Origin of the sequence: Pseudochrobactrum kiredjianiae (assembly GCF_030362795.1) — a bacterium.
GTDB lineage: Bacteria > Pseudomonadota > Alphaproteobacteria > Rhizobiales > Rhizobiaceae > Pseudochrobactrum > Pseudochrobactrum kiredjianiae.
This window is the reverse complement of sequence record NZ_JAUCBM010000001.1, coordinates 1,128,936-1,141,862: the sequence shown is the minus strand read 5'-3', so window position 1 is coordinate 1,141,862 and position 12,927 is coordinate 1,128,936. Positions and strand designations below refer to the sequence as shown.

10 protein-coding genes are annotated in these 12,927 nt (G+C 50.9%); 6 read left to right on the top strand and 4 right to left on the bottom strand.

Going from position 1 to position 12,927, the window contains the following annotated elements; all coding sequences use genetic code 11:
• Positions 1–161: 161 nt before the first annotated feature.
• On the top strand, positions 162–1,280 hold the full coding sequence (mutY, locus tag QUF18_RS05025; protein ID WP_289385803.1) for an A/G-specific adenine glycosylase: 1,119 nt from the start codon (positions 162–164) through the stop codon (positions 1,278–1,280).
• Between the two features lie 191 nt (positions 1,281–1,471).
• Here mutY and QUF18_RS05020 read toward each other — a convergent pair whose 3' ends face one another.
• Positions 1,472–2,605 (bottom strand): site-specific DNA-methyltransferase, encoded by a 1,134-nt coding sequence (locus QUF18_RS05020; RefSeq protein WP_289385800.1) that lies wholly within the window; start codon positions 2,603–2,605, stop codon positions 1,472–1,474.
• A 393-nt stretch (positions 2,606–2,998) separates the two neighbouring features.
• On the opposite strand from QUF18_RS05020, the gene QUF18_RS05015 reads away from it, so the two are divergent.
• Complete coding sequence (locus QUF18_RS05015; protein WP_289385797.1) at positions 2,999–3,688, top strand: HAD family hydrolase; 690 nt, start codon at positions 2,999–3,001, stop codon at positions 3,686–3,688.
• Positions 3,689–3,814: 126 nt separating this feature from the next.
• Here QUF18_RS05015 and QUF18_RS05010 read toward each other — a convergent pair whose 3' ends face one another.
• Complete coding sequence (locus tag QUF18_RS05010) at positions 3,815–3,997, bottom strand: hypothetical protein (protein ID WP_289385795.1); 183 nt, start codon at positions 3,995–3,997, stop codon at positions 3,815–3,817.
• A 354-nt stretch (positions 3,998–4,351) separates the two neighbouring features.
• A complete protein-coding gene (locus QUF18_RS05005; protein ID WP_289385794.1) occupies positions 4,352–4,924 on the bottom strand; it encodes a hypothetical protein in 573 nt (190 codons plus the stop codon).
• A gap of 392 nt (positions 4,925–5,316) precedes the next feature.
• On the opposite strand from QUF18_RS05005, the gene thrC reads away from it, so the two are divergent.
• From thrC to QUF18_RS04985, 4 genes are all read left to right on the top strand, one after another.
• Positions 5,317–6,714, top strand: coding sequence for a threonine synthase (thrC, locus tag QUF18_RS05000; protein WP_289385793.1), 1,398 nt, complete (start codon positions 5,317–5,319; stop codon positions 6,712–6,714).
• A 219-nt stretch (positions 6,715–6,933) separates the two neighbouring features.
• Positions 6,934–8,232: a M16 family metallopeptidase gene (locus tag QUF18_RS04995; protein ID WP_289385792.1), complete on the top strand. Its 1,299-nt coding sequence runs from the start codon at positions 6,934–6,936 to the stop codon at positions 8,230–8,232.
• Positions 8,233–8,369: 137 nt separating this feature from the next.
• The gene (locus QUF18_RS04990) at positions 8,370–9,005 is read left to right on the top strand and encodes a GNAT family N-acetyltransferase (protein WP_289385791.1); all 636 of its coding nucleotides are present in this window, start codon (positions 8,370–8,372) and stop codon (positions 9,003–9,005) included.
• Positions 9,006–9,053: 48 nt separating this feature from the next.
• Positions 9,054–11,918, top strand: coding sequence for an EAL domain-containing protein (locus QUF18_RS04985; RefSeq protein ID WP_289385790.1), 2,865 nt, complete (start codon positions 9,054–9,056; stop codon positions 11,916–11,918).
• A 111-nt stretch (positions 11,919–12,029) separates the two neighbouring features.
• On the opposite strand, the gene QUF18_RS04980 is transcribed toward QUF18_RS04985, so the two are convergent.
• On the bottom strand, positions 12,030–12,611 hold the full coding sequence (locus tag QUF18_RS04980) for a YqgE/AlgH family protein (protein ID WP_289385787.1): 582 nt from the start codon (positions 12,609–12,611) through the stop codon (positions 12,030–12,032).
• Positions 12,612–12,927: the final 316 nt, after the last annotated feature.

Genomic DNA, 12,927 nt, shown 5'->3' with positions numbered 1-12,927 from the left:
ACGCTCTAGTATTTCACGATACCTATGGAATATTGGAAACCGCGGCAGTTAGCAACAAGATGCCGATTATTTTACCGCGGCTCTTTATGCCTTGCGAAGACGGCTGGTGAATTTCAGTAAATTCCGGTGCATTCCGTCCGTATATCCTTTATGGAAACACTATGACGAAACAGCGCCCCCTCTCCTCAGAAACCAGCCACACCCCTGCAGAAAAACTATTGGCATGGTATGACCGTCATCACCGTGTGCTGCCGTGGCGCGTGACACCGGATGACTACCGGCAGGGTGTTCGACCTGATCCCTATCGTATCTGGTTGTCCGAAGTCATGCTGCAACAAACCACAGTTGAAGCGGTTAAGGCCTATTTCCTTAAATTTACCGGCCTCTGGCCAACTGTGCAGGCACTTGCCGATGCCACGGAAGACGATGTGTTGCGTGGTTGGGCAGGACTTGGCTATTATTCTCGTGCCCGCAATTTAAAAAAATGCGCGGACATGATTGCCATGCAATATGACGGGCAGTTTCCGCAAAGCGTGGACGGTCTCAAACAATTGCCCGGTATTGGCGATTACACTTCTGCCGCCATTGCCGCGATTGCTTTTGATATTCCGGCCGCTGTCGTTGACGGCAATGTCGAGCGCGTGGTCAGCCGCCTGTTTGCGATCAAAACCGTGATGCCACAGGCCAAGGTTGAAATCCGCAAATTTACAGAGCAGCTTACGCCGCAGAACCGCCCCGGTGATTTTGCGCAAGCGATGATGGATCTTGGCGCCACCATCTGCACGCCCAAAAAACCAGCCTGTATTCTCTGCCCGTTGAACGATAATTGCGCGGCGTTGTCTGAGGGGGAACCGGAGCTTTATCCTGTGAAAGCTCCGAAAAAAGCCAGACCCGTCCGCTATGGTGCAGCATTTATTATTGTATCGCCGCAGGGTGAGGTCTATTTGCGCAAGCGCGCCGACAAAGGTCTGCTTGCCGGTATGAGCGAAGTGCCCAACAGCGACTGGATCGCGGCTAATGAGTGCGCAACGCCAGAGCATATTATGCAGCTCACCAGTGCAGAACGCGCACCTTTTGCGGCACAGTGGCTGCCAAGCGGCAGCATCACCCATATTTTCACGCATTTTGAACTGCGTCTCAGTGTTTACAAAGCGGATGTGACATCTATCCCACCAAGTAATAATGGCTGGTGGGTTGCACAACAAAACCTTGGTGAAGAAGCATTGCCAACAGTCATGAAAAAAGCGATCGGCGCAGCACTTCCCGATACCTTTAAATAAGCAAATTGCTCTTTATTAGTTTTATTTCAGCGCATGAAAAAAAGCGCCGGTGTAACACCGGCGCTTTAAGGCTCAGACATCTCTGGAGGTCAGTCCGATAGTTATGCGCGGCTTGTGAGTAACACATCAAATCCGCGCAGAATGCTGTAGAAATTACCAGCATGAAATGACTGGCAATTGTCTCATTTGGTTTATGAACCGGCCTGAGCCATGTTGACACGAATTTCTGCACGCAGCGCATCAATGGACTTCAGAGTGCCTTCTTCTTCATAGTGCCAGAATGTCCAGCCATTGCACGCATCGAAGCCCTGTACTTTGGCACCCATACGGTGAATGGAACCGGCATCGCCATTGACGGCCAGAGTTCCGTCTGCACGCACGATTGCAGCATAACGGCGCTTGGTATCAGTCAGAACTGTACCCGGACGCAGCAAACCAGCCTCAATCACACTGATGAATGCCACACGTGGTTCTGCACGCTTGCCGCTCATCACTTTCAGTTCAGTCTTACCCAGCGGATCAACCGCAGCGATACGGGCAGTCGCCGCATCAATATAAGACTGCTCACGCTCAATACCGACAAAGTGACGGCCGAGACGCTTGGCAACTGCGCCGGTGGTGCCGGAGCCGAAGAAAGGATCAAGGATCACATCACCCGGTTTGGATGACGACATCAGAATACGCGCAAGCAGTGCTTCCGGTTTCTGGGTCGGATGAACCTTGTCACCATTCTCGTCTTTCAGACGTTCATTACCGGTGCAAATCGGAAACAGCCAGTCAGAGCGCATCTGCACATCATCATTAGCGGCTTTCATGGCTTCGTAGTTAAACGTATAGCCTTTACTCTTCTGGTCGCGGGACGCCCAGATCAGCGTTTCATGGGCATTCTGAAAACGACGGCCACGGAAGTTCGGCATCGGATTGGTTTTGCGCCAGATCACATCATTCAGCATCCAGAAGCCCAGATCCTGCAAGGATGCACCAACACGGAAGATATTGTGGTAGGAGCCGATAACCCAGATTGTACCATTTGGTTTCAGCACGCGACGGCATGCCATCAACCACGCACGGGTAAAGGCATCGTAAGCCTGAAAGCTGTCGAACTGATCCCAATGATCGTCCACGGCATTGACCTTGGTCTGATCGGGGCGGTGCAATGCACCCTCAAGCTGAAGATTGTAAGGGGGATCAGCAAAGATCACGTCCACTGAATGATCAGGCAAACGATCAAGTGCAGCTACGCAGTCACCCTTAAGAATTGTATCAAGCCAGACCGAGCGCGGTGCAGCTTCTGGCAGATCTTTCACAAGACGAACAACGGACATCTGATACTCGCTAAACATAGGAACGCTTTACTGTCCTTATGGTTACCGAACAGGGTAAACATGGGGTTAAGAGAATTGTTAAAAACCACTTTGAATGTCAAAAATCGTCATATTTCTTTAAAATAGCCGTAAAATCGAGGTCGCAAGCCACTGTAAATGTTTACATTTTTTAACGATTACCGAATTTTACAGGGTAAAAGCTTAAAATATGATGCCGGCAAATCACCTGCTTCGCGCCAACTGATTTGGCCTTTGGTCAAATATTGAAGCGGGCAATTTCTTTTATCATTTTGACCCTCAATCGTTTTAAGTATAAACAGGGCTTGTCCTCCCTCTCCTTTGTTGCGAGCCTTGTTCCGGCTTTTGCAGCTTCTGAACATTTACGGATTTTTCATGTCTAAACCCCAGCTGATCCTCTTCGACTGTGACGGTGTTCTGGTCGACTCCGAGTATATTGCCGCACAGGTCGAATCCGAACTTCTGACCGATGCCGGTTATCCGATTTCACCGGAGGAAATTGCCGAGCGTTTTGCCGGTCTGACATGGCCGAGCATTCTGATGGAAATTGAACGGGAATCCTCCATTCCGATCTCTGCATCGCTGATTGAAAAATCGCGCAAGATTATGAAAGAGCGGATTACCAAAGAACTGCTGACAGTTGACGGTATCGAAGATGTGGTGAGCCAGCTTCCATATCCGAAAGCAATCTGCTCGAATTCCAACACGGACTCCCTGCAACTGATGCTCAAGCGTTCAACGCTTTACGATGCGTTTGCCCCGCATATTTATGCCGCCCGTGAAGTTGGCAATAAAGAGCCGAAACCGGCTCCGAATGTTTACACCTATGCAGCACAGCAGTTCAACGCCGATCCGAAACATTGTTTTGTGATTGAGGATTCAAGCCATGGCGTGCATGCAGCACGCGCTGCAGGCATGCGTGTGATCGGTTTTACCGGCGGTGCCCATACTTATCCGGGGCACGCAGACAAACTGACTGAAGCCGGTGCGGAAACCGTGATTAACCGCCATCGCGATCTGCCTGCTGTGATCGAAGCAATGGCCGAATGGGACGAAGGTTTCTGATTCAACTGCTGTGAACAGAAAAGCAAAAGGGCGTGCCACAGCACGCCCTTTTGCTTGGTGCAGATGATATTAAACAATATCATCGCCCTTGATTGATGCATTATGGCTTAAGCCAAATGCCTGATATCAGGCCGCTGATTTCTTAGCGTCTTTCACGGGAGCAGTCAGTGCAGCATAGACCTGCTGCGCTTCTGTCTCGGTCAGACCAATCATCGGACGGCCTTCGATCATAACCGGTTCACCGGAATCCATTTCAAAAATGGCCCAGGTGTCGGTTGGTTCCTGAATGAGTTCATATGCTGTCATCATGGCAACAGTCTAATCGTTAGAGATTACAAATAGTTTCATTGTTTCATCGTCTTAATGATGAATATGCGGCATTCCACAGTCAATAGGCCCCAAATCGGGCAAAACTACGCAATTTAATCTTCTAAATAACTGATAATAAATAATATTTTAAACGAAATTCTTTATTTACCTTGAATGAAATCAGTTTAAACAGCTGACAAAATTCACGGCTGGATGAAGCTATAGTTAATATTTTATGCAATAATTTTAGACTATTTGCAAATATGCGTAAGCAAATACGAAAATACCGCGCCTGATTTAAAACAGACGCGGTATTTTTATTAACGCATAGTGCAGTGAATATGCCCTAACCCATTATTTCTTCTGCGGGCCTTCATCAAAGCCGATAAAGATCTGCACCTGACGGGCAGTCGCTTCCGATACAGTCACCAGCGGGGCTGTGAAGACGAACTGTGTTGCAGAGTCAGAGCTGGTCATTGACACGGCCTGCTTATGCAGGTTGCTGGACAGAACCTTATCCCCTTCCATCACCACAACGCGGATTGGCATGCTGATTGTGCCATTGCGGAACTTTGGCCCCGGAACAACGCGACCGGCAGCCGCCGCAGTAATGACCAAATTACCGTTATCTCTGCGACAATCACGCGTCACATCAGCAATAGAAGCCTGATAGATCACACGGGCGCTGTCACCATTGCCGCCTTTTTCATAGGTACTGAAGAAGGATGTTCCTTCACGCAGGCTGATGCGCGGACAAAAGGCCTGCAAATCGGCCTGTGTTACACGCTGCTCACCCGATGTTGAAACCGTTGGCTCCTGATTGCTGGTTGAACAACCGGCCACGATCAGGCCGAGCAAAGCAGCACCACCCAGACGGGCAAACCGCGTTGAAAGAGGATTTAAACGTCCGAAGGTAAAATTCTGCATAAACCGGTCTTCCTGAATATTGAACCTGTTTTCGAGCCGCTCCGGTAAACTACCACCGCAGCCGCTCTGTCCTGTTATTCTGCATATGCGCTGCAATGTTTTTTGCAGTCTCAGCTATGCAGCTTTAACTATTGCTGCACATTTTGTCCAAAAGCTGTTTCACAGTTTCAGCCAAACTGTTTCTCACTTTCAGAATGCGTTTCCATATGGACGCACGGCGCTTAACATGCATTATGAGGTAATATTTTCACGTTTTTTGTGCATAGGGCAAGCTCTATCCCGACAGACTTGCATATGGCACAAGGGATGCGAACAGAAAACACACACAGATCAACCAAAACCGGCGCGTCGCCGGAACAAAATTGCATTGAATAAATGAGGCCTGAAACCCTATGAAATATGTCAGCACCCGTGGCGAAGCGCCGGTTTTAGGCTTTTCTGATGCACTTTTGGCAGGTCTGGCGCGTGATGGCGGTCTTTATCTGCCGGAAAGCTACCCGCAATTTTCCGCTGAAGACATCCGCAATCTGCGTGGCAAATCCTATGTGGAAATCGCCCTCGCTGTCCTCTCTCCTTTTGTGAATGGTGAGATTCCAGCTGCCGAATTTGAAAAAATGGTGCGCGAATCTTATGGCGCATTCCGCCATGATGCCGTTTGCCCGCTGGTTCAAACCGGCGCGAATGAATATGTGCTGGAGCTTTTCCACGGTCCGACGCTGGCGTTTAAAGATGTGGCGATGCAGCTGCTTTCGCGCATGATGGATTATCTGCTGGCACAACGCGGCCAGCGTGCAACCATCGTCGGCGCGACATCCGGTGATACCGGCGGCGCGGCGATTGAGGCTTTTGCCGGTCGTGACAACACCGATATTTTCATCCTGTTCCCGCATGGTCGCGTATCGCCTGTGCAGCAGCGTCAGATGACATCATCCGCAGCCAGCAACGTGCATGCACTCTCCATTGACGGTAATTTTGACGATTGTCAGAACCTCGTCAAAGGCATGTTCAATGATCTGAGCTTCCGTGACACGCTTTCGCTCTCCGGTGTCAATTCGATCAACTGGGCACGGATCATGCCGCAGATCGTCTATTATTTCACATCGGCGCTCAGCCTCGGCGCACCGGATCGCAAAGTGTCTTTCACTGTGCCGACCGGCAATTTCGGCGATATTTTTGCAGGCTTTGTTGCCAAGCAGATGGGTCTGCCGATCGACCGCCTGATCATTGCCACCAATGACAATGACATTCTGTCGCGCACCATTGCGACCGGCTCCTATGCCATGCGCGGTGTTGAGCAAACCTCATCCCCGTCAATGGATATTCAGATTTCCTCGAATTTCGAACGCCTGCTGTTTGAGAGCTATGATCGTGATGCGGCAGCCGTTCGCGGCCTGATGCGCAGCCTTGGCCAGTCCGGTGAGTTCACGATTGCCGATGCACCGCTCAAAACCATCCGCGAGCAATTCACCGCCGGTCGTTCTACCGTTGCGGAAACCGCTGCAACCATTGACTCTGTGCTGAAACAGGATGGCTATCTGCTCGACCCGCATTCAGCAATCGGCGTTAAAGTTGCGCGCGAATATGCAGACACGGCCTCACCAATGGTTGTGCTGGCAACAGCCCATCCGGCCAAATTTCCTGATGCAGTGAAAGATGCCTGTGGCGTTTCTCCAGCTCTGCCTGCATGGCTGAGCGATTTGATGGAACGTAAAGAACACTTTTCGCGCCTTCAAAATGACCTGAAAATTGTAGAAGACCATATACGCAGTCATTCAAGAGCTGCGAAATAATTAAAGCACAGTTGCAGCCATATATTGTAATATGGCTGCAAATTTGCATAGTTTTCACTCTGCCTTTATATGCTGCAAAAAACATAAGAGGCAGACGGAGCAATCTGGAACATTGGCAAACAATCAGACGACTGTTTCAGGTTTCTTTATTTGTTGCATTATCATACCTGTCGGCCTCTTTGAGGCTGATGGTGAAATACTCAGGGGAGTATGCCTAGAATGGGTGTAGAAGTAAGTGTTCTGTCCAACGGACTAACGATTGCCACCGAAACCATGCCGTTGATTGAGAGCGTGGCACTGGGCATCTGGGTCAAGGCAGGCTCCCGCAATGAAGCGCATAACCGCCACGGCATTGCACATTTTCTCGAACATATGGCCTTTAAAGGCACCGAGAACCGCAGCGCATGGCAGATTGCGGCCGACATTGAAAATGTCGGCGGTGAAATCAATGCGGCGACCAGCGTCGAAACCACCTCTTATTATGCCCGCGTATTGCGCAATGATCTGCCGCTGGCGATTGATATTCTGGCCGATATTCTGACCAGTTCCAAATTTGACGAAGATGAGCTTGAGCGCGAGAAAAACGTGATCATGCAGGAAATCGGCGCGGCGCATGATACGCCCGACGATATTGTTTTCGACCGTTTTTCCGAAACAGCTTACTTAAACCAGCAGCTTGGCCGTTCTATTCTCGGCACACCGGATACAGTCCAATCTTTCACACCGGATGATCTGCGTACCTATATCAACGAGCAGTACAGCGCCGACCGTATGGTTGTTGTCGCTGCGGGTGCCGTTGATCATGCATCTTTCGTGCGTGAAGTGGAAAGCCGTCTTGGTGGTTTCCGCGCGACAACCAATGCTGTTGCACCTGTTAAAGCGTCTTATCTTGGCGGCGACTACCGCGAAGAACGCGATCTGATGGATGCACAGGTTCTGATCGGCTTTGAAGGTCGCGCCTATCATGTGCGCGATTTCTACGCTTCGCAGTTGCTGGCAACGGTTCTTGGCGGCGGCATGTCTTCCCGCCTGTTCCAGCAGGTGCGTGAAAAGCGCGGGCTATGCTATTCCGTTTATGCCTTCCATTGGGGCTTTTCCGATACCGGTCTGTTCGGAATTCATGCCGCAACAGGGCGCGAAAACCTCGAAGAACTGGTTCCGGTTGTCCTCAACGAGCTTTATGAGGCATCCACCAATATCAATATTCAGGAAGTTGACCGTGCCCGTGCGCAATATCGCGCCGGTCTTCTGATGTCTCAGGAAAGTGCAGCAAGCCGCGCAGGGCAGATTGCCCGGCAGATGCTGCTCTATGGTCGTCCGGTTCCTAATGAAGAACTGTTGGAGCGCCTGAGCCTGATTACGCCAGAACGCCTGACCGATCTTTCAGGCCGCATGTTCCTCGACAGCAAGCCAACCATTGCCGCTGTCGGCCCTGTCAGTCAGATGATGGGTTATGATGAAATTCATAACACATTGCGTGGTTTCGCAGCGAATAAACGTCCGGCACTGGCTATCTAAAGCATTTCACAGTCAGGTGGTATCACCTGACGTCGTGATAATGCGACCAAACAAAGAATTTAGAGCGGGCGTCGTGGTTCAATCTAAATGCAAACCGCTCTAAAACTATCTATGGCTCTCCAGACAGGCAGGGTATCATGATCAGCTTTCCCTTCAGCAAGACACCATCTGTTTCTCTGAGGGGAGAGCGTTTATTTTTGCGTGAGCCGCAATGGTCTGATTATCGCTCATGGGCGAATTTGCGTGAAAAAAGTCGCGCATTTTTGACACCATGGGAGCCGACATGGCGTGATGACGAGTTGGAGAAATCCAGTTTTCGTATGCGATTACGCCATTATTCCGAAGAAGCACGCAGCGGCAATGCATGGACTTTGTTCCTGTTCCGCAAGTCCGACACTGTTTTGCTGGGGGGAATCACTCTCGGCAATATTCGTCGCGGTGTCACCCAATCGGGGCAAATCGGCTACTGGTGCGGTGCACCACATGCGGGTCAGGGGTATATGTATGACGCAGTGAGACTGGTTATCCCCTTCGCATTCCATGAACTACGGTTGCACAGACTTGAAGCAGCCTGTATTCCATCTAATCTGCGTTCAGTCAGGCTTCTTGAAAAAGCCGGATTTTTACGGGAAGGCACTTTGCGCTCCTATCTCAAAATAAACGGCATCTGGCAGGATCATCTGCTTTACAGCCTGATTGAGGGAGAAGAGCAGCACAGAGGCTTAACAATAAAAGCGGGAAGCGGACGCCCGCTCAACGCACAGCACTACTGATACAAATGACAGGATGTAAAGATAGTGACAGAAAACTTTCAGAGCCGATTGAAAACGTTTTTCTGTGTGTTTGCCTTTCTGGCTGCCTTATTCCAGTTCACAGCTCCTGCATCCGCAGTTGAGCCGATTAAAATATCCAAAGAAGACACCGCCCTTGACCTGACCGGCGCCGTGCAGATCATGCACGATCAGGGCGACAATGTTCAGGTTTCAACTGCCCCGGGTGCGGATGGTATTGTCCGTCGTATTGAAGTGCAGGCAGATAAAAACAAACGCTCCAGCGGCAATTGGGCAGCTTTTGCTATTGCCAACCCGACAGATGAGCAGATTGACCGTCTGATTGTTGCCCCGCATTACCGTCTCGTAAAATCAGGTTTTGTCTGGCCAGATCTCGGCTCGCAACGCATTTCTTCCATCACGCCGAGTGAGGGCTTTGCGCTTGATCGTCAAGTTAGCCCCGATGCGGATGTGTTTCTGATTACCATCAATCCGGGTTCGGTTATTACGCTGGTTGCCGAAATGGCCTCGCCGAACCTGCCGCAGCTTTATCTGTGGGAGCCGGATTCCTATAAAGACACGATCAACGCCTATACGCTTTATCGCGGCATTTTGCTGGGTATTTCCGGCCTGCTGGCATTGTTCCTGACCATTCTTTTTGTCGTGCGCGGAACATCCCTGTTCCCTGCCGCTGCGGCATTGGCATGGGCAGTACTCGCCTATATCTGTGTGGATTTCGGCTTCTGGAACAAGCTGATCGCCATCACCCCAGGAAATGAGCAAATGTGGCGGGCGGGTACGGAAGTGGCACTGGCTGCCAGTTTCCTGATCTTCCTGTTCACTTATCTCAACCTCAACCGCTGGCACGACCACTTCTCCTATGGTGCCGTGGCATGGGTTCTCGGCCTGATGATGCTGAGCGGCGTAGCGATTTTTGATCCGCCGGTTGCCGCCGGTATTGCCCGTATTTCTTTTGCCCTCACCGTTATCTGCGGCATCGTCATTATCGGCATTCTGTCACTGCGCAGTTATGACCGCGCGATTATGCTGATCCCCACGTGGTTGCTGATCGCGATATGGATGACCGGCGCATGGCTCACCGTTTCCGGCCGCCTCGACAATGATATTGTGCAGCCCGCACTTGGCGGCGGTCTGGTTCTGATTGTTTTGCTGATCGGCTTTACAGTCATGCAACATGCTTTTGCGGGTGGTGTTCTGCGCGTTGGTCTGTTCTCCGACATGGAACGTCAGGCTTTGGCCGTTATCGGCTCCGGCGATATTGTTTGGGACTGGGATGTGCCGCGTGACCGCGTTGTGACCACACCGGATATTTCAACCTATCTCGGCACCGCTGCCTCCAGCCTTCTCGGCCCTGTGCGCAACTGGCTGCCGGTGATGCACGGTGATGATCGCGATCGTTTCCGCACAACGCTTGATACTATTCTGGAAAATCGTCGCGGACGTATTCATCAGACTTTCCGCCTGCGTGCCAATGACGGTCATTACCATTGGTATCACTTGCGCGCGCGTCCGGTTATCGGCTCGGATGGTGAGATTGTGCGCTGCGTCGGCACGCTGCATAATGTGACCGAGCAGAAAAAAGCCGAAGAGCGCCTGCTGCATGATGCTGTACATGACAATCTCACCGGATTGCCCAACCGCGAGCTGTTCCTTGACCGCCTCGCCAATGTCATGAGCATGTCCTATAATGAGAGCCGGCTGAAACCGACTGTCTTTGTGATTGATATTGACCGGTTTAAACAGGTCAATGACAGTCTCGGCATGTCGGCTGGCGATACGATCCTGCTCACCATCTCGCGCCGCCTTTTCCGCCTGATGAAGCCGCAGGATACGCTTTCCAGACTGGCTTCCGACCAGTTCGGCCTGATCTTAGCCTCAGAATCCGATCCGGCGAAAGTTGCCGCTTTTGCGGAAGCCCTGCGTCAAGCCATCCGCGCGCCGATCTCCTATGCCAAACGCGAGATTGTGCTGACAGCATCGGTTGGCCTGCTGACATGGACAGCCAATGCCGCCAATGCAGAAGATATGATTAAAGACGCAGAACTGGCGATGTATCAGGCCAAGCGCTTTGGCGGTGATCGTATTGAGCCGTTCCGTCCGTCTTTCCGCGCTATTGGCAGCGATAAGTTACAGCTGGAATCCGATCTGCGCCGCGCCATTGAGCGCAAGGAAATTACAATTGCCTATCAGCCGATTGTGAACCTGCAGGACGGCACCATTGCCGGTTTTGAAGCCCTGATGCGATGGGAACATCCGCGTCGTGGTCCTATATCACCGTCTGAATTTATTCCGATTGCAGAAAATTCCGGCCTGATCGTCCCGCTCGGCCTGTTTGCCATGCAGCAATCCGCCAATGACCTGTTCAACTGGCAGGAAAACCTGTCACGTCCGAACCTGTTTGTTTCCGTCAACCTGTCCAGCACACAGCTGATCCGTCAAGATCTGCTCAGTGATGTGCGCGCGATCCTGTCGCGTACCCATGTCACCAAAGGCTCCCTGAAACTGGAGCTGACTGAATCCGTGCTGATGGAAAATCCTGAACAGTCTGCCCATATGCTGAGCGAGCTGAAATCGATGGGCGTCGGCCTGTCGCTGGATGATTTTGGTACCGGTTACTCTTCCCTCGCCTATCTCACACGCTTCCCGATTGATATGATCAAAATTGACCGATCATTCGTCAAAGGCGACAAGCCGCAGAAAGCCACGCTGCTTCGCTCCATCATCCGTATGGCGCAGGATCTTGAGCTGAAGGTCGTTGCGGAAGGCGTTGAAAGCGAACAGGATGCCATGCAGCTGCGTGAAATGGGCTGTGAATATGTCCAGAGCTTCCTGTTCGGTCAGCCGATGAGTGCAGACAGCGCCGCACAACTGCTGAGCGGCCAGTCGAGCGAATAAAGGCCACACCCCATCAAACATCAAAACACCGCGTTTCATCTTACCGGACGAAACGCGGTGTTTTTTTATTCTGCCATCAAATTCAGTTTCTCATTCAGGCCAAGTGTTAGTTCAAGCATGTCCCGCCTGTACAACAAGACGGGCGGGATCGACACCCATTTGCGCCATCACGCGATCATACTTGCCTAGAAGATCATCGTCGAACAGCAGTTCCGGCGTCGCCTCACAAATCAGCCAGTCATTACTGGTGATTTCCCGCTCAATTTGTCCGGCATCCCAGCCGGCATAGCCCAGCGTCATTAGCGTTTTTTCAGGACCTGTTCCGTCAGAAATAGCATGAAGAATATCCAGCGTTGCGGTCATGCAGATATCATCTGTCACCGGCATACTGGTTTTGACCATAAAATCATCACTATGCAAAACAAACCCGCGACCGGTTTCAACCGGCCCACCGTGGCGTACAACCAGCGAGCGGTTTTTCTCCGGCATCAGAATACTCTGCGCCTGCGTAATAATGCCAAGCCGTACCAGCAAGTCAGAAAAACCAAGCGGTTGGGGCTGATTGATAATAAAGCCCATGGTGCCCTGCTCTGAATGCGCACAGATATAGATAACAGTGCGGGCAAACCGCTCATCTGTCATGCCAGGCATTGCAAGCAGAAATCGTCCGTTTAGGAAACCGTTCTTCACCATGCACCTCTTTCAACACAATTAGACCAATCACACAGACTGATCAGGAACAGATACGCATTTGGCAGTTCATTGCAGAAGAATGTGCTCTTCATTTTTATATAGTCACGGCACTGATTAAAATAAGATAACACAGTGGCAGCATCAGCCAAGCTGCAAATGGTAAGTTTTTGACCTGTCCGCAAAGTGAGGGACAAATTAGACAATAATAACAGCAAATTACGATAAAACTTTATTTAAGAAAAGCCACATATAAAAACATATCAACTGTTACTATAACGAAAACATCCTATACAGCGGCCGCGGTTTCAACAAATAG